This is a genomic window from Ruegeria sp. CDSB029, from assembly GCF_059611125.1.
The window spans coordinates 256,920-275,935 of the sequence record NZ_JBXWOX010000003.1; the positions used below are offsets into that span (position 1 = coordinate 256,920).

The 19,016-nt window shown below is 55.5% G+C and carries 21 protein-coding genes; 7 read left to right on the forward strand and 14 right to left on the reverse strand.

Annotation, left to right across the window (positions count from 1 at the left end):
• Positions 1 to 125 precede the first annotated feature (125 nt).
• Positions 126 to 320: a hypothetical protein gene (locus AC2FI8_RS05645; protein WP_496723470.1), complete on the forward strand. Its 195-nt coding sequence runs from the start codon at positions 126 to 128 to the stop codon at positions 318 to 320.
• Positions 321 to 324: 4 nt separating this feature from the next.
• On the opposite strand, the gene dddP is transcribed toward AC2FI8_RS05645, so the two are convergent.
• Entirely contained in the window at positions 325 to 1,668 is a 1,344-nt protein-coding gene (gene dddP, locus AC2FI8_RS05650) for a dimethylsulfonioproprionate lyase DddP (protein WP_496777717.1), read from the reverse strand.
• A gap of 123 nt (positions 1,669 to 1,791) precedes the next feature.
• Between dddP and AC2FI8_RS05655 the strand changes: the two genes are divergently transcribed.
• Positions 1,792 to 2,535: a heme-dependent oxidative N-demethylase family protein gene (locus AC2FI8_RS05655; RefSeq protein WP_496777720.1), complete on the forward strand. Its 744-nt coding sequence runs from the start codon at positions 1,792 to 1,794 to the stop codon at positions 2,533 to 2,535.
• 36 nt (positions 2,536 to 2,571) lie between these two features.
• Here the strand turns inward: AC2FI8_RS05655 and AC2FI8_RS05660 are convergent, their stop codons facing one another.
• The 5 genes from AC2FI8_RS05660 to AC2FI8_RS05680 all read right to left on the reverse strand — a co-directional run bounded on the left by AC2FI8_RS05660 (position 2,572) and on the right by AC2FI8_RS05680 (position 7,056).
• Entirely contained in the window at positions 2,572 to 3,483 is a 912-nt protein-coding gene (locus AC2FI8_RS05660) for a hypothetical protein (RefSeq protein ID WP_496777724.1), read from the reverse strand.
• Positions 3,484 to 3,682: 199 nt separating this feature from the next.
• On the reverse strand, positions 3,683 to 4,471 hold the full coding sequence (locus tag AC2FI8_RS05665) for a lytic murein transglycosylase (protein ID WP_496723462.1): 789 nt from the start codon (positions 4,469 to 4,471) through the stop codon (positions 3,683 to 3,685).
• A 66-nt stretch (positions 4,472 to 4,537) separates the two neighbouring features.
• Complete coding sequence (locus AC2FI8_RS05670; RefSeq protein ID WP_496723461.1) at positions 4,538 to 5,182, reverse strand: MSMEG_1061 family FMN-dependent PPOX-type flavoprotein; 645 nt, start codon at positions 5,180 to 5,182, stop codon at positions 4,538 to 4,540.
• Positions 5,183 to 5,282: 100 nt separating this feature from the next.
• The gene (glnA, locus tag AC2FI8_RS05675) at positions 5,283 to 6,689 is read right to left on the reverse strand and encodes a type I glutamate--ammonia ligase (RefSeq protein WP_496723459.1); all 1,407 of its coding nucleotides are present in this window, start codon (positions 6,687 to 6,689) and stop codon (positions 5,283 to 5,285) included.
• A 28-nt stretch (positions 6,690 to 6,717) separates the two neighbouring features.
• A complete protein-coding gene (locus AC2FI8_RS05680) occupies positions 6,718 to 7,056 on the reverse strand; it encodes a P-II family nitrogen regulator (RefSeq protein WP_058274017.1) in 339 nt (112 codons plus the stop codon).
• A gap of 169 nt (positions 7,057 to 7,225) precedes the next feature.
• Here AC2FI8_RS05680 and AC2FI8_RS05685 point away from each other — a divergent pair, with 169 nt between their 5' ends.
• From AC2FI8_RS05685 to tig, 3 genes are all read left to right on the forward strand, one after another.
• Entirely contained in the window at positions 7,226 to 8,803 is a 1,578-nt protein-coding gene (locus AC2FI8_RS05685) for an NAD(P)H-hydrate dehydratase (protein ID WP_496777728.1), read from the forward strand.
• 301 nt (positions 8,804 to 9,104) lie between these two features.
• Positions 9,105 to 10,229: a porin gene (locus AC2FI8_RS05690; protein WP_496766962.1), complete on the forward strand. Its 1,125-nt coding sequence runs from the start codon at positions 9,105 to 9,107 to the stop codon at positions 10,227 to 10,229.
• Positions 10,230 to 10,413: 184 nt separating this feature from the next.
• Complete coding sequence (gene tig, locus AC2FI8_RS05695) at positions 10,414 to 11,745, forward strand: trigger factor (protein WP_496740435.1); 1,332 nt, start codon at positions 10,414 to 10,416, stop codon at positions 11,743 to 11,745.
• Positions 11,746 to 11,841: 96 nt separating this feature from the next.
• Here the strand turns inward: tig and AC2FI8_RS05700 are convergent, their stop codons facing one another.
• The 7 genes from AC2FI8_RS05700 to rpsF all read right to left on the reverse strand — a co-directional run bounded on the left by AC2FI8_RS05700 (position 11,842) and on the right by rpsF (position 16,185).
• The gene (locus AC2FI8_RS05700) at positions 11,842 to 12,693 is read right to left on the reverse strand and encodes an acyl-homoserine-lactone synthase (RefSeq protein ID WP_496766963.1); all 852 of its coding nucleotides are present in this window, start codon (positions 12,691 to 12,693) and stop codon (positions 11,842 to 11,844) included.
• A 97-nt stretch (positions 12,694 to 12,790) separates the two neighbouring features.
• The gene (locus tag AC2FI8_RS05705) at positions 12,791 to 13,492 is read right to left on the reverse strand and encodes a LuxR family transcriptional regulator (protein ID WP_058274014.1); all 702 of its coding nucleotides are present in this window, start codon (positions 13,490 to 13,492) and stop codon (positions 12,791 to 12,793) included.
• Between the two features lie 214 nt (positions 13,493 to 13,706).
• The gene (locus AC2FI8_RS05710) at positions 13,707 to 14,195 is read right to left on the reverse strand and encodes a transglycosylase SLT domain-containing protein (RefSeq protein ID WP_496723451.1); all 489 of its coding nucleotides are present in this window, start codon (positions 14,193 to 14,195) and stop codon (positions 13,707 to 13,709) included.
• Positions 14,196 to 14,348: 153 nt separating this feature from the next.
• A complete protein-coding gene (locus AC2FI8_RS05715; protein ID WP_496777731.1) occupies positions 14,349 to 14,705 on the reverse strand; it encodes a hypothetical protein in 357 nt (118 codons plus the stop codon).
• Between the two features lie 238 nt (positions 14,706 to 14,943).
• Positions 14,944 to 15,564, reverse strand: coding sequence for a 50S ribosomal protein L9 (rplI, locus tag AC2FI8_RS05720; RefSeq protein WP_496777736.1), 621 nt, complete (start codon positions 15,562 to 15,564; stop codon positions 14,944 to 14,946).
• Positions 15,565 to 15,576: 12 nt separating this feature from the next.
• Complete coding sequence (gene rpsR, locus AC2FI8_RS05725) at positions 15,577 to 15,804, reverse strand: 30S ribosomal protein S18 (RefSeq protein ID WP_005982441.1); 228 nt, start codon at positions 15,802 to 15,804, stop codon at positions 15,577 to 15,579.
• Positions 15,805 to 15,831: 27 nt separating this feature from the next.
• Positions 15,832 to 16,185 (reverse strand): 30S ribosomal protein S6, encoded by a 354-nt coding sequence (rpsF, locus tag AC2FI8_RS05730; RefSeq protein WP_082637099.1) that lies wholly within the window; start codon positions 16,183 to 16,185, stop codon positions 15,832 to 15,834.
• A 284-nt stretch (positions 16,186 to 16,469) separates the two neighbouring features.
• Between rpsF and AC2FI8_RS05735 the strand changes: the two genes are divergently transcribed.
• Positions 16,470 to 16,988, forward strand: coding sequence for a hypothetical protein (locus AC2FI8_RS05735; RefSeq protein WP_496723447.1), 519 nt, complete (start codon positions 16,470 to 16,472; stop codon positions 16,986 to 16,988).
• A 128-nt stretch (positions 16,989 to 17,116) separates the two neighbouring features.
• Entirely contained in the window at positions 17,117 to 17,689 is a 573-nt protein-coding gene (locus AC2FI8_RS05740; protein ID WP_496777739.1) for a YceI family protein, read from the forward strand.
• Positions 17,690 to 17,761: 72 nt separating this feature from the next.
• On the opposite strand, the gene AC2FI8_RS05745 is transcribed toward AC2FI8_RS05740, so the two are convergent.
• Positions 17,762 to 18,988: a cytochrome b/b6 domain-containing protein gene (locus AC2FI8_RS05745; protein WP_496777741.1), complete on the reverse strand. Its 1,227-nt coding sequence runs from the start codon at positions 18,986 to 18,988 to the stop codon at positions 17,762 to 17,764.
• Between the last annotated feature and the right edge of the window lie 28 nt (positions 18,989 to 19,016).

Sequence of the window (19,016 nt, forward strand, 5' to 3'; positions counted from 1 at the left end):
TTGTCTTTGCTGTGAACCTAAAGCATCAAATTTCGTGAAGTATAATGCAAAAAGTATTTGTTTTACTAATTCATATCACACCCCCATCTTACGACCATCGCACACGTGCAGCCCAGGAGGTTCAAATGGCACATACTGCAATGGATCAAAGGGGCGTGGTTCTACGCCCGGATATACTGGCCGTGATTGCCCTGACCGGCGTGATCGGATTTGCGCTTGGTCAAACTCTGCCGCCGGTGACATCCACTGAGGCCCAGGTTTTTGATCCCGTGTCCGAAGACTGGCACGGAAATGTCAGACGGTCACATTGGTCGAACTGAAACGTCAGCTCAGCCCCATGAGCTGCGGATCAAAGGGATAAGTGGTCAGGTTCTCATACCCGTCCTCGGTGATTAGAACCTGATCCTCCAGCTTGATAGAGAAATCTCCGCCAACCTCTCCAACGGCAGCCTCAACACACAGGACCATGCCGGGTTCGAGCGCGTAGTCGTAAGAGCCCGCCACTGCCTTGTCCGGATAAGCAACCAGAGGCCACTCATCGCACAAGCCGACGCCGTGCATCAGGCAGCCGTATTTCTGCGCCTGGAACTTGTCGTCCAGCTTATGCGCATTGGCCGTCAGTTCGGGGATCATCACGCCGGGCTTCAGCATCTCCATATTGGTCATGATATGCTCATGCGCGTGCTGCATGGCATAGACCATGTCGGGCCGGGGTTTTTCGTCGCCGATCCACCATGTGCGCGAGATATCAATACAGATGCCATATGAACCGATGAGGTCGGTGTCAAAAGCGATGATCTCGTTCTGTTGCGTGATCCGGGGGCCGCATTCCTGAAACCACGGGTTTGTTCGCTGGCCCGAGGCCAGCAGGCGGGTTTCGATCCATTCGCCGCCGCGCCGGATGTTTTCGCCGTGCAGAACTGCCCAAATGTCGTCTTCCGAGGTTTTGCCGTCTCCCACATTGGCGCGCGCGAATTTCTCCATTTCCGCCACAGCGGTTTCGCAGGCGTGATTGGCGCAGCGCATGGCAAGGATTTCGTCCGGACCTTTAATGGCGCGGGTCTTTTCAGTAGCCTCTTCGCCTTCCATGATTTCGAAGCCTTGAGCCTCAAGTGCACGCAGGCCGTGCAGCATGATCTTGTCCACGCCGAGGCGCTTGTTGCCGCCACCATGTTCTTCGATCAGAACGCGCACCTCGTTTGAGAACACGTCCGCGGCCACGTCGACTTTGTCACCGCGGTCAAAGTAGAACAGATCAGCTCCGGATCGTTGCTCGCGCACCAGCGGGTTGAACATGGAAAGGAACGGAGAGTTCTTATAGTCCCAAATCACCATGTAGCCGTCGGCGCACAGCAAGACGGCGCGGAAAGGGTTATGCGTGTTCCACAACTGCATGTTGGTGCTGTCGGTGGCATAACGGATGTTCAGCGGGTCGAACATCAACAGCCCGCCATAGCCGCGATCGACAATGGCCTGCGTCATCCGTTTCCACCGGTGTTCGCGCATCCGGGCCAGATCGGGCAGGGCAAGGCCAGCCTTTTCCCATTCTGAAAACGCAAGCTGCGTCGGGCCGATCTCGATCCGGTCGTTTTCATTCGGGGTGCCATCACCAAGGGTCGCACCTTTGGTCGGGTCGATCTTGCGAGTGTCGCGGTAGTGTCGGTTCATGGTGGGTCTCCCTGCCTGTTCTTTGAGCGTGAAGAATCAATCTCCGGACGTCTTGAAGGTTTGCGACCGTGCGTTCGTCGCTTTTTGACCGACAAGCGGAAATTCTGATGATACGTCAAATTCATGACGACCATTCTTCAGACTTCAATTCCGTATGACCCGTTGGACAAACGCCCATTGCCAGGCATTCAGCCAGCAAGCATGGACAGCTGGTTGCACCACGATGATGCGTTCGCCGCCCAGATGCAAAGACGCGAGGACCTTTTGGTCAGTCATCGTTCGGATGTTCTGGCGATGGATGCAGGTGCTAAACCCGCTGCGCAGGAGTTGTTGGATCTTGTCCTGAACCAAGTCTATCCCGAGTGCACAGATCACGTCGCTCGCCCGGACGGGACAGGTGTTTCGATCGATCAGGATCAGCCATTGGATACGCTGTGCCGATTGGCGCAGGAAGATTTCTGCATCCTGCAAAAGCAGGGGGATGAACACGTGCTCACTGGAGCCATCCTGTGTTTTCCTGCCAGTTGGCGTTTATCCGAAAAATTCATGCGGCCCCTGATCGACATCCATCTGCCTGTTGACAGCTACAACGCCGACATCGCCCGGCGGGTTCAGCGTTTGTTTGACGGGATACAACCGGGGCGCCCTCTGTGGCGGTTCAATGCGCTGTGGTATGAGGACGCCGAGCTGCATCAACCCCGCAGCGCAAACGACCGGCGGGCCCCGCAGAAACCAGGACACGCGCGGTTCCTGCGAAGTGAGCGGCAGACGCTGTTGCGACTGCCTGAGACACAGGCCGTGGTTTTCTCAATCCATACATATGTTCTGGCGGCAGAGCAGGTGTCAAAAATGGAAAACCCCGCCTGATGGCGGGGCCTCCAAGGAGGGTCATTTCATACCAGGCTACATGCCCAGCGCGCTGGCAGCGCCCGCAAGTGCCCCGCTTGTGCTGAGAGCGGAGATCGCGACCGAATATACCAGCACCTGAGTGTTCAGGCGGAAGTCTTCGCCCCTTATCAGGTTCACAGCGGCCAAAGAGGCCGCAATCGGGACGGACACGCTTGCCACGGCACCCGTCAATCCCCAACTGGTCAGTCGGAGGATATCGCTGGGTTGCTCGTGGACGAGGGGGGGCGTGTTGTCCCGATCGGTAGGCTGCTCGATAGGTTCTGTCCGAAAAGCGATGCTGAGCAACTGCTCATCTGACAGCTGGATTGGCCGGGCTACTGGGGTCAGCGCCTTTTTTTCTGGCTCATCCAGGTCTTCTGCGTCAGTAACATTCAGTCCGGCAAACGGGCCTGTCACTGCCTCGAAAATCTGCTTTCTGTCACGCGGCCTGCTTGGGGCCAGCGTGTCAAATGCGCTCATGAATTGTTCGATAGTCAAAACGGTGTTGGGCGACAGCCATTCGACCCGCTGGGTCGCGCAGACGTCAACCATTCTGTAAAGGATTACGACCAGCATCAGCTCGGTAACTTCGCTGTCATCCAATAGGGGGGAAACTGGAGTCACTGTGATCGTCAGCCGGTTATTCGGCAGGGTGACAATAGGTCTCTGGATTGTCTTCAGACCTGCAGCGCGGTTGAGGCGATCGAACCGGTCTTCGGTTTCGGCGACCTTGGTATCCAGCGTCAGGCGCACCAAATACTGGCTGGACACAATGCTTGCTTCGGTGTCGTTCTGCAGAGACTTACGCTCGACCAGGTGACCATAGTCCGCAAGGGTCTTGGCAACGATGTCGCTGAACCGCTCGACCGCGTTTTCGGTCTTACCGTTGAATTGCAGACCACCGTGATAGCTGTGCTTCGGAGTCACTGCGCTGTCCTTTGTCGCATCCTGTGTTTGGAAACAATCTAGCAAGCGATCTGGGGCAGATTTGGGCAAAAATGGAAAAAAATGAGAAATCGCGGGGATTGATTACGCTATGGAAACCTAGGCATTTTAAGGGCTTTTTGACGTCTGTGGCGACAATGTGGCCGAAATCGGGTGTAACTGCCGGAATCCCGAGCCTGCTTCAACCGTCGATTCGGGCAGCCATTATTGCAATGGATTGTTGGTAAACCGAGGCGGCATTCCACTGTTGAATGACAGCAAAGTTTGGCTGACCCTGTTGATAGCCCCGACCAGGTTTCCAGCCCTTCTTACGCAGAAAATTGGCGGTTGAGGCCAATGCATCCGTCATATTGTAAAAGTCGACCTGACCGTCGCCGGTGGCATCAACCCCGTATTGCATGGCATTGCCCGGCAGGAACTGGGTGTGCCCAAGTTCGCCATGTTTTGCCCCTTTTGTCGCTGTCGTAATGCTGCCTTGATCGACCAGCTTCAGCGCTCCGATTGCGTGAGGAATGAAAAATTCGGACCTGCGGCAGTCATAGGCCAGTGTTGTGATTGCGGAAACAACCTGACTGTCCCCCATGAAGTTTCCGAACCCGGTTTCCATGCCGTGAATGGCGATCAGTACCCCGGCCGGTACGCCGTATTGGCGTTCGAGTGCTGCATAGAATTGCGGGTTGCGTGCTTTACGTTTGCGCCCCTGCGCCACGATGGTGTCTGCCCCGCGTACGCGCATGAACTTGTCCAAGGAATATTTAAAGCTTTTCTGATTGCGGTCCGCAGCGATCGTGCGCGTGGCGTACTGCGTTTGTGCCAGCGCCTGCAGCCCCTTCTTTTTGACGCCAGCACGCTTGGCCTGTTTCGCAAAGTCCTTTTTCCATGCTTCGAAGCCGTTACTGGTGTTTCCGCAAGGAGCGGCGGCTGCAACTGTGGGAAGGGACAGGGCAAGTATAAGGGCAAATCGCAGCATCAGTGAAATCCAGGCAAGTGAAATGTTATGGATAGGGTACGTGGCATTCGCTAATCCGAAAAGAGGTTAGTACAGGTCCAACTCTCCGGTACCTTTCAAGCTTTCAAACCACTCTTCAGGCGTTTTGTCTATCTTGGCGTGTTTGACCATCATCGCGTTCATGTTCGGTAACTCAGACGAATCCGGCCATTCCTCCGGCCGCCACAGGTTCGCGCGGATCACACATTTGGGGCAGTGTGCGAACACTGTCTCGACATGGATGACCAAGGCCAGTTTCGGCGAGCGGTTGTTTATCGCCATGCTATCCAGCAAGTCGCGATCTTTGCATAGACGGGCAGTGCCACGAAGGCGCAGAGTTTCCATCTTGCCCGGCACGAAGAATATCAGGCTGACGCGTGGGTCCAGCAAAATATTGTGGAACGTATCCACGCGCTTGTTGCCGGGTCGGTCAGGGATTGCGATCAGGGTGTCGGATAACACATTTACGAACCCTTCTGGATCACCTCGGGGCGAGATGTCCAGATGACCACCTGGATTGGCTGATGCGATCAGGCAGAATGTGGACTTGGCAATAAAGTCGCGACACATCTGATCCAGCCCGGACAGCTCTTTGGCGATGATCTGGGGCAGGGGCGCGCCGGTTATTCGCTCCAGTTCATCGCTCGAAGTCACGAAATCTGTGAATTGAGAAAAGGGGGCGTCTGATGACATGCGATCTCTCCTAACCGGGTGGGCCGAGTGTGAGAGATCGTACCAAACGAAACAAGGGCGCCCAAATGGACGCCCTTGAGTATTCTAACCCTGAACGGGATCAGCAGCTGTAGTACATGCCGTATTCAACCGGGTGCGGGGTGTGCTCGTAGGTTTCGACTTCTTCCATCTTCAGTGCGATGTAGCCGTCGATCTGGTCCTTGGTGAACACGTCACCCTGCAGCAGGAAGTCGTGATCCGATGCCAGAGCTTCCAGAGCTTCGCGCAAGCTGCCGCAGACGGTCGGGATGTCGGCCAGTTCTTCGGCAGGCAGATCGTACAGGTTCTTGTCCATGGCTTCGCCCGGATCGATCTTGTTCTTGATGCCGTCCAGACCAGCCATCAGCAGAGCGGCAAATGCCAGGTAGGGGTTCGCCGCTGGATCGGGGAAACGAGCCTCAACGCGCTTGGCTTTCGGGCTTTCGGTCCACGGAATACGGACGCAACCCGAACGGTTACGGGCCGAATAGGCGCGCAGAACTGGGGCCTCAAAGCCCGGGATCAGACGCTTGTAGCTGTTGGTTGCCGGGTTGGTGAAGGCGTTCAGCGTTTTGGCGTGCTTCAGGATGCCGCCGATGAAGTAGAGTGCCTCATCCGACAGATCGGCGTATTTGTCGCCTGCGAACAGTGGCTTGCCGTCTTTCCAGATCGACATGTTCACGTGCATACCAGTGCCGTTGTCACCTGCGATCGGCTTCGGCATGAACGTGGCCGACTTGCCGTATGCGTGCGCGACGTTGTGGATGATGTATTTGTACTTCTGCAGCTCGTCCGCCTGTTTGGTCAGGCTGTCGAAGATCAAGCCCAGCTCGTGCTGGCACGAGGCAACCTCGTGGTGGTGCTTGTCGACCTTCATACCCAGACGCTTCATGGTCGACAGCATTTCCGAGCGCAGGTCCTGCGCTTCGTCGATGGGGTTGACCGGGAAGTAGCCGCCCTTGACGCCCGGACGATGGCCCATGTTGCCCATCTCGTACTCGGTGTCGGTGTTCCACGACGCATCGGTTGCATCAACTTCGTATGATACTTTGTTGATACTGTTCGAAAAACGGACATCATCGAACAGGAAGAATTCGGCCTCGGGCCCCATGTAAGCAACGTCGCCGATACCGGACGCTTTCAGGTAAGCTTCGGCTTTCTGGGCTGTGCCGCGCGGGTCACGTTCATAAGCTTCACCGGTGTCGGGTTCGACAACCGAGCAGTGCACACAGATGGTTTTTTCCGCGTAGAACGGATCGACATAGGCGCTGTCGGTATCGACCATCAGTTTCATGTCCGATGCTTCGATCGACTTCCAGCCCGCGATGGACGAACCGTCGAACATGAAGCCTTCTTCCAGGAAGTCTTCGTCAACCTGGTCGGCCATCAGCGTGACGTGCTGAAGCTTGCCGCGGGGATCAGTGAAGCGAACGTCGACGTACTCGGCGTCCTCGTCTTTGATCAGCTGAAGAACTGCGTCCTTGCTCATAACTTAATATTCCTCTGCTTTGAGTTTGTTACAGTGCTTCCGGGCCGGTTTCCCCGGTCCGAATGCGAATGGCTTGTTCAACAGGCGAGACAAAGATTTTGCCGTCGCCGATCTTGTCGGTCTTTGCGGCCGCGACGATGGCGTCGATGGCTGCGTCGACCTGATCGTCGTCCAGCACAACCTCGACCTTCACCTTGGGCAGGAAATCGACGACGTACTCCGCGCCGCGATACAGTTCGGTGTGGCCCTTTTGACGGCCAAAGCCCTTAACCTCGATCACGCTGAGACCCTGGACGCCGACGTCCTGCAGCGCCTCTTTAACCTCATCGAGTTTGAACGGCTTGATGATCGCTTCGATCTTCTTCATCCCGGGCTCCTATTAACTCTTGTCAGTCAGGCACTGACCACGTCTAAAATCGGGCGGCAATGTGATTGCGATATCGGCCCATACAAGGTGTTGAGAAACTAGGCGATGGGTCAAATTTTGATCGACTTGCACAAAAAATAAGCGAAATTGAATCGCCAAGGGATTTGAGATGACGGAATTGCTGACAGCGGCGCAGATGCGAGCAATTGAAACAGCGGCGATTGAGTCAGGTCAGGTGACCGGGCTGGAAATGATGGAGCGAGCCGGTCGCGGGGTCGTCGAGGCGATTTTCGAGGAGTGGCCTGAACTGTCAAGAACGTCTGGCACTGCCGTGGTTTTGTGCGGTCCCGGCAACAATGGCGGTGATGGGTTCGTCGTTGCGCGGCTGTTGAAAGAGTGGGGTTGGGAGATCGAGGTTTTTCTGTTTGGCGATCCGGAAAAGTTGCCGCCGGATGCGAAGGCGAACTGTGAACGGTGGAGCAAAATTGGAGATATCGAAGGCAGTAATCCAGTAGCGGGCGAATTGCTGAAAGCCGACTTTGACCTTGTTATTGACGCCGTGTTCGGAACAGGGTTGTCGCGACCGCTTTCTGGAGACGCCAAGGCGTTTTGCCGTGAGATGTTCAAGGTTGGCATTGATGTGGCTATCGATGTTCCCTCTGGATATTGTTCCGATAGCGGGAAGTTTCTGGACGAGGAAACACAGTTCTACGATGGACCCGAGGTCGTCGGTCTCATTGTAACGTTCGAACGCAAGCGGCTTGGCCAAAAAATTGGCCTTTTGGCGGATCAGGCGGAAACGTTGAAGGTCAAGGAAATTGGAATTGCCGATTTTGTTCCGTCTTTTCGACGGAACTCTTCCATTCAATACGAGACCGGGAATTCCCGCTGGCAAGTGTCAGAAAAGTACCCTTCCAATCTCCGAACGAACAAAGCGATGCACAAGTACTCTCATGGTCACGCCCTGATTATTTCTGGTGACTCCGGAAAGACTGGCGCGGCGCGATTGGCAGCGCGCGGTGCTTTGCGGATTGGGGCCGGGTTGGTAACGTTGGGTGTCCCGCCGGCCGCGCAGATGGAAGTTGCGGCGCAGGTCACGGCCATCATGTTGCAACGGGTTGAGGGTGGTGAGGGGTTGTCCGATGTTCTCAACGACGAGCGGTTGAATGCGCTTTGTCTTGGCCCCGGTCTGGGATTGGAGCGTGCGCAGGCGTTGGTTCCGGTTGCTCTGGCTGCAAATCGGGCGACAGTTTTGGATGCGGACGCTTTGACCGCGTTTGCGGACGACCCTGCGGCTCTGTTTGACCAATTGCACGATAAATGCGTTCTCACACCGCATGGTGGAGAGTTCGCACGGCTGTTCCCTGACATATCTGAAAAGCTCAAGGCGGTTCCCACCAGAGGCCCGGCCTATTCCAAGGTCGACGCAACGCGTGAGGCGGCCACGCGGGCAGGGTGTGTGGTTCTGTTCAAGGGGCCGGACACGGTGATTGCCGCACCGGATGGGCGCTGTGCGATCAATTCGGCCCATTATGAGCGTTCGGCACCGTGGTTGGCGACGGCTGGCTCTGGCGATGTGCTCGCCGGGTTTATCACCGGGTTGCTGGCGCGAGGGTTCGCCCCAATGCAGGCAGCGGAAACGGCAGCCTGGCTGCATGTTGAATGCGCGCGCCAATTTGGCCCCGGGCTGATTGCCGAGGACTTACCCGAGCAATTACCTGCGGTTTTTCAAAGTTTGGCTAAATGACGCATGGGCGGAAATTAGCTGCTTTTTTCAGCGCTCGGCAAGAAATGGCCGCACGTATACGCATCAGTGCATGTCATTCCTTTTGAAAGACTTCGGACAGAGTGGCAGACTTGTACGTGGATTTTCCTACCAACGAAATCTTGGTGGCCAAATCTTTGATATGATTAAAATTTACTTTCTGCCGATTTGAGCCGTAAGGCAGAAACTCTAAACGCGACTAACTCGGTTCCTTGCGGAGTGGCCCGTCACATCGGTTTTTCTTTTGGCGGTTGCCACAAACGAAACGTTCAAGGTGAATAAAATGACAGTGAATTTGAAACTCCCCTCGGTTGCCGCTGTTCTGGCGATGACCACGGCGATCCCTGCTTCTGCTGAACTAAAGTACGAAAACAACAGCGGCGGTTATGTGGTGCTGTACGGTCAGCTCGATCCGGTGATCGTATCGGTCGATGACGGCCAGGAGACCGAGACCCGGTTGTTGGACAATGACCTGTCCAACAGCCGCGTAGGTTTGCGCGTCATGCAACCCTATGGCAGCAATGAGTTCATGTTCCGGTTTGAAACCGGTCTGGGTCTGCCAAGTACCGGGACAGCCAACCAGGATGGTACCAACACCAACGGTTGGAGCCGGGAAGATATCCGCCACGTCGATTTCTCACTCAAGGGTGGATACGGCAAGTTCTCTGCCGGTCAGGGCAGTATGGCCTCGGACGGAGCTGCCGAGACTGATTTGTCCTACGTCGGGACGGCTTTGTATTCTTTCACGAACGATGAAAACGGCGCTTTTTTCTACCGGGGAGCAGATGGTATCCTGAGTGGCATCACCGTTGGCGACTCGGCCAGCAACTTTGATGGCGCGCGTCGGGGCAGGGTCCGGTATGACACGCCCGATTTCAATGGCTTCTCAGCGGCGATTGCTTATGGTCAGAACATCCTGTCCAGCAGCGACGACGACGATTATTACGATCTTGCGGTCAAGTACCGGAACACTTTCACCAACGGTGTCGAGTTCGCAGCGAGCCTTGCCTACGCAGTAAGGGATTTCGACGGCCAACCCGGCGAGCGCAAGGATACCATCGGGTCCGCGTCGGTCCTGTTGCCCAGCGGGTTCAGCTTTACTGCAGCCCTCGGCACGCGGGACGATACCTCTACCGGCGCCAGCGACCCGGACTATTGGTACACTAAACTTGCTTATGAAGGGGATTGGGTGTCCTGGGGTAAAACCGGCGTTGGTATCGACTATTTCGACGGTTCTGATTTTGAAAATCAGGGGTCCAGCACCAAGTCCTGGGGTATTGCCGTTGTCCAGCGGATCGACGCGATCAACACAGACGCCTACCTGAAATACCGTAACCACGATTTCGACGACACGGTCGACTTTGACAAGAACGAAGCCTGGGTACTGGGTGCGCTCTGGAAGTTCTGACGACGTTTCCCCGTAAACTAACGGCGCCCCAGTCTGGCTGGGGCGTTTTTTTTGTTCAAATCGGCGGCAAAACAAGGCTGATCTGGCCATTGCCTCTTGCACGTAAGCGGCTGGGCAAATAGAAGGCGTCAAATTTGCCCGGCGCGCCGTTTTGCGCGCCCCGAATCCTATGGGGACTACCATAATGCAGGTTACCGAGACGCTGAACGAAGGTCTGAAACGCGGCTACAATATCATCGTATCCGCAGCCGAGCTGGACGACAAAGTTAACGAGAAACTGGTCGAAGCGCAGCCGGAAGTCGAAATGAAGGGTTTCCGCAAAGGCAAAGTGCCGATGGCATTGCTGAAAAAGCAGTTCGGTCAGCGCCTGTTGGGCGAAGCGATGCAGGAAAGCATCGATGGTGCGATGAACCAGCATTTTGAAGACAGCGGCGAGCGCCCTGCGCTTCAGCCTGAGGTCAAAATGACCAACGAAGACTGGAAAGAAGGCGACGACGTCGAGGTCGCAATGTCCTATGAGGCGCTGCCCGCGATCCCCGAAGTTGATCTGAAATCTGTCGAGCTGGAGAAGCTGGTCGTCAAAGCAGACGACGCAGCCATCGAAGAAGCCCTGAACAATCTGGCCGAAACCGCTCAGGATTTCAAAGCGCGCCGCAAGGGTTCCAAAGCCAAAGACGGCGATCAGGTTGTGATCGACTTCGTCGGCAAAGTTGACGGCGAAGAGTTCGAAGGCGGTTCGGCTGAAGACTATCCGCTGGTTCTGGGTTCCAACAGCTTCATCCCCGGCTTCGAAGAGCAGCTGGTTGGCGTGAAGGCCGAAGAAGTCAAAGACGTCAACGTTTCCTTCCCCGAGGAATACGGCGCAGAGCATCTGGCCGGTAAAGACGCCGTATTCACCTGCACCATCAAAGAGGTGAAGGAACCCGTTGCTGCAGAAGTAAACGACGAGCTGGCGACCAAGTTCGGCGCAGAAGATCTGGCCGCACTGAAAGGTCAAATCGCCGAGCGTCTGGAAGCGGAATATTCCGGTGCATCCCGCGCGGTTATGAAGCGTGGCCTGCTGGACGCGCTGGACGAGAAGGTCTCGTTCGACCTGCCTCCGTCGCTGGTTGAAGCCGAAGCCAAGCAGATCGCACATCAGCTGTGGCACGAGGAAAATCCGGAAGTGGAAGGTCACGACCACGCCGAGATCGAGCCCACAGACGAGCACAACAAGCTGGCCGAACGCCGCGTGCGTCTGGGCCTACTGTTGGCTGAACTGGGTCAGAAGGCCGAGGTTGAGGTCACCGACTCCGAGATGACCCAAGCGATCATGAACCAGGCACGTCAGTACCCTGGTCAGGAACGTCAGTTCTTTGAATTCGTGCAGCAGAACGCTCAGATGCAGCAACAGCTGCGCGCGCCGATCTTCGAAGACAAAGTCATCGACTATGTCTTTGAACTGGCTCAGGTCGCGGACAAAGAAGTCAGCAAAGACGATCTGCAGAAAGCCGTCGAGGCACTGGACGAGGAGTAATCCTCGTCCGCCCATCCCCATGGGCACAAAAAAATACGGAGCCGTCTGGAAAAAGACGGCTCCGCTTGGGTGGCTTTAACCTATGAGGTGAGGGGGTCAGGCCTCATGAGCAAAAGCACGGGGGGTTCTTAGCAGAGCGGTCTTCTGCTCCGGCGTGAAGCGGTCCGAAAGCGCTTCGATCAGTTTCAGCACTGAATCAACTTCGGCTTTCGATGTTGCCGAACTCATCTGTTCGACAAAGTATTTTTCCAACTGCGTCAGAGGCTGGTGGTCATAATTCGCGGCACTTGGCTTGGCCTTTGCCCGTTCGACCAGTTCCAGAGCCTGTTCGTCGGTCAGGAAGACATCGTGTTCAATGTCGGCGTAATCCCGAATTCCAGCGATCCGTTCGTCCGAGCAATCCATCAACGCAGCCATGGCGACAACCTTACCCATCGGCTTGGCAGTTCCAAGATAATCGTAAGGCGCATTGCCGGATCGTTGCAGGACGCGGTTCATCACCGGGTCGATCACGGCGATAGAGTCCAGAACACCGGCCATCTTGGCATATTCGAACGAGCCGATCATTACCTCGCTGGTGACGTAAGAAACGGAGTTTTCTCCGCGTCCTCGCCCAAGCTTTTTGGTATCGACGCAAAACCGGGTTGCTTCCCAGACCTGCGCGCTGCGGATCGGCGGTTCGCCGTCCAGAATTGAATGAAAAACGTCGGACAGCATGTGTGGCCCGGTCGTTTGCAGTAGTCGCATGCACCCAACGACGTCCCCCTCGTCGTTGATGCTGACTACATGTGCTGGATGAAGGTCGTCAAAATGGTCGCGTTCGCGCCCATCGACAATGTTTACATCCCAACCAAGGCGGTCGCCGAAAACGCGCGCGCGCAGTTTGTACATCTCGTCCAAGACATGCTTAAACTTATTTTGGTTGATACCATCAATTACGATGATCATTTCCATCCCCCTACAGTCTGGTTACCGTAAGGATGACGTTAACTTAGATTTGAGCTAAGACTATTGGGGGTTTCCCGTATTTTTTAATTTTTTTTGATTATCCTGGGGCAATTAGGCCCAATCCAATAGCTCTTCCAATGGCTTGCGGTGTTGTCAACGCGCCCATTTTTTCGCGGCCAGACCGCATGTGAACTTCGACGGTTCGGTGTGAAATTGACAGGATATCACCGATGTCCTGCTGTGATTTTCCATCCGCAACCCACTGCAGGATCTCTTTCTCTCGCGTCGAAAGAGCTGGTAAATAGAGCGCTTTGGCCAACAGGCCAGACTGCATCACGGTATCATGCGCTGTAACTGCGGCCATCTGCAGGTCCCCCATCACATGTTTCTTCAGCTTTGCCCACTCGGAATCCGAGCAATTTCGGGTCACATTCAGCAGGCCACATTCCCCGTACGGGCCACGTACCGGAACGGTTAAGCCACGGGAAGTAATGCCAAAATCATGCGCATCCCGAAAAACCGAATGGAACTTTTCGTCGTGATTAAATCTGCCCCAGTCCACCGGAGCGATGCTGAGCGCAGATTGATACAAGGTCGGATCGAAATGGTGGAAACCTTGGCTGCCATAGTGAATCTTCCATTCGTCCGGGTAGTTGGCATATCCCTGAACATCACCCTTTACAGGGTTAAAAGTGGCGTAAGATGCGTAATCGAATCCCAATTCATCGCAGACAGCATTAATTATGTCGGCTGCCGACTTTTCCTCGTGGTCGATCGCGGCCAAGTCTATAAGTTTCACCTGTCCAACCTTTGCGGCGGCAAATCTTTCCCCAAAGAAATGCCAAGTCTGTCCATTTCACCGAATACGTTGCGTCAACTGTGGTGCCTGACGCAAGCTAATTATACATATCGCTTAAGCATAATGCGTGGTTATGGCAACAGAATACCTTAGCGATTGCATAAGTCATTATTGCAACCTTTACGCTAATGACAAGTTATATCCTTACCCAACGTCACTCTGACCTTAGGCCAGTTTCAACCAGCATCCCGGCGGCCTTCGCCTCGGGGTAGTAACCTTTGGCATAAAGGAAGATAGCCCGCTTCTGGTCGCCATCTGACAAGAGCCACGCCCCACGCAGGTATTTTCCGGCGAACTCCAGATTGGTGTCTGCATCCAACAAACCCTGTGCGTTGCCTTTGTACCCCATGGATCGCGCTGTCGCGGGTAGGATCTGCAGCAACCCGTAATAGGGGCTGTTGACCGCCCATGGCCGGTGCGTGCTTTCCCTTATGGCGAGCTTGTGCAACAGCTCGCGTGGCAATTCATAATGGTCAGCCCACTTGTTGATTGAGGCGCGCAATTCAGGGGTTTCGTTGGGGTATAGCGGCGGATCAAAAGGGGCATTGCGAGAGCTCTGCTTGCCATCCAGGCCACCGCAGGCAGCCAGGGCAGGTGCGCCGAGTAATGCAACAAGTAGAGCGCGTCGCGTGTAGTGGGGCATGTGTAGTCTCCGGATGGGGTTTGGGGCATGATAGTCCTGCCGAACGCAACCGCAAGCAGACAGCCAGCCCGCGTGCTGATTTATGCCGGGTCTCGCTGCGTCACAATCCGGTGCCAGAGTGTTCCTTATTGATCAGCTCGAAAAGACGGGTTGTCACATATCGACCTGGAACCACAAAATGATATCCGCAAACCAGATCTTGTTCTCTGTCGCGCGAAACTGAACGGTGTTATTGATCCCCGGGTTCAGAACAGTTCCGGGGAAGGTCTCCCATAATCCACGAATGTCGCCGCCCGACATGGATGGGCCGTAGATAAAGGTATCGTTTATCTCGATCTGAAAGGCCCCTTCGGACGGCGTTGCCCAGGCTTTGAAGGCGAGGATCGGTTTCGCGCGGTTGGTTCCGATGATCAGGTTGGAAGGGATTGGGTCGCTGAAGGTTTGGCTTTCTCCTGGGTTTAAAGAGAATGAGCCGTCGTTCACAACGATGTAGTCGCACAAGGATGCCATGGTGGTTTCTCCTGCCGGATCGCGGTCCGCCCAGATGCGCGATCACGCAATTTGCTAATAAAATGAACTTCAAAAAAATACGGCTGGGGCGGCAGGGGCCGCGTGACCATAGGATAGCACAATTTCCATCCAGATTCATGGTCGGGCCGGACGTCGCTCGTTGTCACGGCCTGAGGGTCGAACACAAAAAAGGCCGCGCCTTTCAGCGCGGCCAATCAATCTTTCAAAAGTAGCCAGATCAGGCTTTGGCTTCGTCTTCCTCAGCCGGGGCCTCTTCGGCAACCAGATCGTCATCGTCAGAAGCTGCGGATCCGATATCGTCAAACAGTTCGGCGATTTCGAATTCTGCGGCGGCCTCTTCTTCGGCAGCCAGTTCCTGGATCGACTTGCCCGAAGCCTGCAGTTCGGCTTCTTCTTGCGAGCGGGCAACGTTCATCTGGATCTTGACTTCGACTTCGGGGTGCAGCTTGACCGCCAGCGAGTGCAGGCCCAGCTCTTTGATCGGTGCGATCAGAGCGATCTGCTTTTTGTCGACGGTGAAGCCAGCCTCGGTTGCGGCATCTGCGGCGTCACGCGGGGTGACCGAACCGTACAGAGCACCAGCATCCGATGCCGAGCGGATCACGATGAACTGCTGACCGTCCAGCTTTTCAGCCAGAGCTTCAGCTTCTTTCTTGGTTTCCAGGTTGCGCGCCTCAAGCTGCGCTTTCTGGGCTTCGAACGACGCGATGTTGGCGTTCGATGCGCTCAGCGCTTTGCCTTGGGGCAGCAGAAAGTTGCGGGCGTAGCCAGGCTTGACGTCAACGACGTCGCCCATCTGACCCAGTTTCGCAACGCGTTCCAGCAGGATAACTTGCATTTCAGTCTCTCCTTACTTCACAGCGTAGGGCAGCAGGGCGAGGAAGCGGGCGCGCTTGATAGCACGGGCCAGTTCACGCTGCTTTTTCGCCGAAACGGCGGTGATGCGCGAGGGAACGATCTTGCCACGCTCAGAGATGTAGCGTTGCAGCAGACGGGTGTCTTTGTAATCGATCTTCGGCGCGTTATCGCCCGAGAACGGGCAGACCTTGCGGCGGCGGAAAAATGGTTTTGCGGCCATGGTATATGTCCTTTCGTCAGGCGTTGATCAGCGGCGCTCGCGGCGGCCTTCGCGCTCGTCGCGCTTCTGCATCTGGACCGAAGGGCCCTCGTTGTGCTCGTCGACCTTGATGGTCAGAACGCGCATAACATCGTCATGCAGGCGCATCAGGCGCTCCATTTCCTGAACGGCGCCAGCGGGGGCGTCTGTCTTCAGGAAGGAATAGTGACCCTTGCGGTTCTTGTTGATCTTGTAGGCCATCGTCTTGACGCCCCAGTACTCGCTTTCGACGACGTTGCCGCCGTTGTCAGCCAGAACGGTGCCGAAATGTTCGACGAGGCTTTCTGCCTGCGCGTTGGACAGGTCCTGACGCGCGATCATTACATGCTCATACAGTGGCATGTGCACTCCTGTTTATATCAAGGCGCATTTCAAAGGCGGGGCCGGTTCGTCCTTCGCGACCCTGCCACGAGAGGCTGCGCGATTCATAACTCTTGCGAAGGATGGCCCCATATACACCATTCGCGTCGGGGGGCAAGGGCCGTCACACATGCCTTGGTGAAGTCGCGCTATTTCCATTGCGCTGCCCAATTCCTGACTCTTTTCGGCTCAAAGTTGTTTTACATACCGGGAACTAACCGGACAGACCGAACCAAAGACGGCAACGTGAACTAGGGTACAGAGAAATGACCGCGATGAACACGAATACCATCGAGAAGTCTGCGAATAGCACGACTTATGATCAATCGGTTCCAATTCTTATCGCATTTGCGCCGAATTGGAGGGCACGCACTATTCTGGCACGCGTCGCCGGGGCGTTTTTGATCATTGTGGCGTTTTCCATGTGGCTGATGTCGGGTGCGGTGATGGCAACCGAGGTTTGGCCGATCAAGCTGGCTGCGTCGCTGACGTTCCTACTGATCGGTGTCAGCCTGCTGACCATTCAGGTGCTCGATGCGCGCCCCGATGCCTATTTTGATCCGATCCGCCGCGAAGTACGCGTGCTGCAAAAGAATGAAAACGGGCGTCCTCAGACAGTACTGCGCCGCAGCTATGACACCCTGGGTGGTGCCCGGTTCGATGATGATCAGGTCGAACTCTATGACGTGGACGGTAGCCTGCTGATGAAATTGCCGCTACAATCGGCGGATGTTGGCCGAGCGCTGAAGGGCCAATTGAGCGGAAGTGTAACGATCTTCGCCTGATTTTCACTTCTGTTCATTTAGGAACAGAAATTGTTAGAGAATAAGTCTTGTGTGCCGCCCAAGGGCGGCACATTTTTGTTGTTGAGCATTCCAACTGGTTTGCACTCACAACATTTTTGGAGATAGTCATGAAATCCACCCTTCTTGCTGCTGCACTGGCCGTATCGGCGACCTCGGCGTTTGCAAGCGCCGAGAAATACGTTTTGGACCCCAGCCACAGCCAGGTTGTCTTCAACTATAACCACCTTGGTTTTTCCACCACGACTGGCATGTTCTCGGGCTTTGAGGGCGAGATCATGTTCGATCAGGAAAACCCGGCAGATTCCAGCGTGAGCGTGTCGATGCCAGTGGTCGAAATGATCACCGGCTGGAAGCCGCGCGAAGATCACTTCATGACCGAAGACTTTTTTGGCGTCGCCGAGGGTGACCTGATTTCGTTCACCTCGACCGGTATCGAAGTCACCGGTGAAAACACCGCGAACATCACCGGCGATCTGACCATGAATGGCGTGACCAAGTCGGTCGTTCTGGACGCGAATCTGAACCAGGTTGGCGAGCATCCGATGGCGGGCAAGCCCTGGGCCGGATTTGATGCCACCACCACACTGGTCCGCAGCGAGTTCGATCTGGGACAGTTCGCACCGTTTGTTAGCGATGAGGTTGAGGTTCGTATTTCGGTAGAGGCGCAAAAGGCCGAGTAAGCCTGCCTTACGTGCAAAAAGAAACCGCCGGGACCCGTCAGGTCTCGGCGGTTTTTTTCTGTTCGACTATCTTTATTCAGCCTGAATGGCCGTCAGTTCGACGGTGACTTTGACTGCAAAAGCCAGCGAGTCTTCGGTCGGTTGTGACGTCCCGACATCATAGTCCAATCGGTTCAACTCCAACTCACCCTGCATCTTCGCGGTCCCATCTTGCAAGTCCAGCTCGAACGGAAGGGTAACGTCCATGGTTTTGTCCCGGATGGTCAATGTGCCGCGCGCCTCATAGGCCAAATCTGTTTTGAACAGATCCGCTTTAAAACTCGCGGTTGAAAACTGAGCGCTGTCAAAGAAATCCGCAGCAAGGGCTTGCTGTGTTACGGTGCCGATGGTCAATGAGCCGATGGCGATTGTCACATCGGCAGATCCCGCTGGTCCGGGTTCCGCCGGTTCGTCAAAAGTGATTGCCGCAGTCCAATCGGAAAACGCGCCGCTGACGGGGCTGCCCAACTGGGTGATCGTGATTGCCAAAGTGCCTTCCTGCACCTGCCAGTCGGATTGGACGGCCTCCAGTTCGGCAGATGCATTATCACCGGTCGGATGTGCCGAGTAGGCTCCGTCGAACCACCCGATGCTAAGAGCAACAGCCCAGATCACGACTGCTGCTACGACGGGGGCAGGTGAGTGCCATTGCGTTGGTGGTTCCGGCAATTCCACCTGTCCGGGCAGCATGCGGCGCAATGTGCTGTCTTTGTCGATTACATGGTGCTTGAGCGCGCCAACGATATGCAAAACCAGCGCACCCACCAGCACAAGCATCAGGACGAAGTGTAACCCGCCGCTTGCTTCGGCCAATGCGGGGGATTTCGGCACAAAAGGCAGGTTCTGCCCGAACGGCCAGAGGATCGGCGCAAACCCTTCGGTGGCCGCATGGTGAATCCAGCCTGTCAGAGGAACCAGAACCAGCGAGCCATACAACAGCCAGTGGACGGTTTCCGCAGCAAATGCCTCGGGCTTGTTTTCAGCATTGAGCAATCCTGGCTTGGGTTGGCTGATCGCCCACAAGATACGGGCAAGGGCCACGAAAAAGACCGTTACACCGATAGTCTTGTGCAGTGAAAACAGCTGCGCCGCCTGTTGCAGGTCTTCCGGTGTCGTTGGAATGGTCGGGTCTTCGATTGCGTGTGCCAGTTGGTTTGCAAACCACCCAATCGGAAGCGCCGTCAGAATGAGCAAGGCCGTCAGCCAGTGGAAGGTTTTCGAAACGCCTCCATAGCTTTGGGTGGTGTTGGCAAGGTGCATGGGTTCACGACTCCGATCTGTTTGCTAT

Coding starts and splice junctions, on each gene's coding strand:
- AC2FI8_RS05645 (WP_496723470.1), top strand. CDS start 126: ATGGCACATACTGCAATGGATCAAAGGGGCGTGGTTCTACGCCCGGAT.
- dddP (WP_496777717.1), bottom strand. CDS start 1,668: ATGAACCGACACTACCGCGACACTCGCAAGATCGACCCGACCAAAGGT.
- AC2FI8_RS05655 (WP_496777720.1), top strand. CDS start 1,792: ATGACGACCATTCTTCAGACTTCAATTCCGTATGACCCGTTGGACAAA.
- AC2FI8_RS05665 (WP_496723462.1), bottom strand. CDS start 4,471: ATGCTGCGATTTGCCCTTATACTTGCCCTGTCCCTTCCCACAGTTGCA.
- AC2FI8_RS05670 (WP_496723461.1), bottom strand. CDS start 5,182: ATGTCATCAGACGCCCCCTTTTCTCAATTCACAGATTTCGTGACTTCG.
- glnA (WP_496723459.1), bottom strand. CDS start 6,689: ATGAGCAAGGACGCAGTTCTTCAGCTGATCAAAGACGAGGACGCCGAG.
- AC2FI8_RS05680 (WP_058274017.1), bottom strand. CDS start 7,056: ATGAAGAAGATCGAAGCGATCATCAAGCCGTTCAAACTCGATGAGGTT.
- AC2FI8_RS05685 (WP_496777728.1), top strand. CDS start 7,226: ATGACGGAATTGCTGACAGCGGCGCAGATGCGAGCAATTGAAACAGCG.
- AC2FI8_RS05690 (WP_496766962.1), top strand. CDS start 9,105: ATGACAGTGAATTTGAAACTCCCCTCGGTTGCCGCTGTTCTGGCGATG.
- tig (WP_496740435.1), top strand. CDS start 10,414: ATGCAGGTTACCGAGACGCTGAACGAAGGTCTGAAACGCGGCTACAAT.
- AC2FI8_RS05700 (WP_496766963.1), bottom strand. CDS start 12,693: ATGATCATCGTAATTGATGGTATCAACCAAAATAAGTTTAAGCATGTC.
- AC2FI8_RS05710 (WP_496723451.1), bottom strand. CDS start 14,195: ATGCCCCACTACACGCGACGCGCTCTACTTGTTGCATTACTCGGCGCA.
- AC2FI8_RS05715 (WP_496777731.1), bottom strand. CDS start 14,705: ATGGCATCCTTGTGCGACTACATCGTTGTGAACGACGGCTCATTCTCT.
- rplI (WP_496777736.1), bottom strand. CDS start 15,564: ATGCAAGTTATCCTGCTGGAACGCGTTGCGAAACTGGGTCAGATGGGC.
- rpsR (WP_005982441.1), bottom strand. CDS start 15,804: ATGGCCGCAAAACCATTTTTCCGCCGCCGCAAGGTCTGCCCGTTCTCG.
- rpsF (WP_082637099.1), bottom strand. CDS start 16,185: ATGCCACTGTATGAGCATGTAATGATCGCGCGTCAGGACCTGTCCAAC.
- AC2FI8_RS05735 (WP_496723447.1), top strand. CDS start 16,470: ATGACCGCGATGAACACGAATACCATCGAGAAGTCTGCGAATAGCACG.
- AC2FI8_RS05740 (WP_496777739.1), top strand. CDS start 17,117: ATGAAATCCACCCTTCTTGCTGCTGCACTGGCCGTATCGGCGACCTCG.
- AC2FI8_RS05745 (WP_496777741.1), bottom strand. CDS start 18,988: ATGCACCTTGCCAACACCACCCAAAGCTATGGAGGCGTTTCGAAAACC.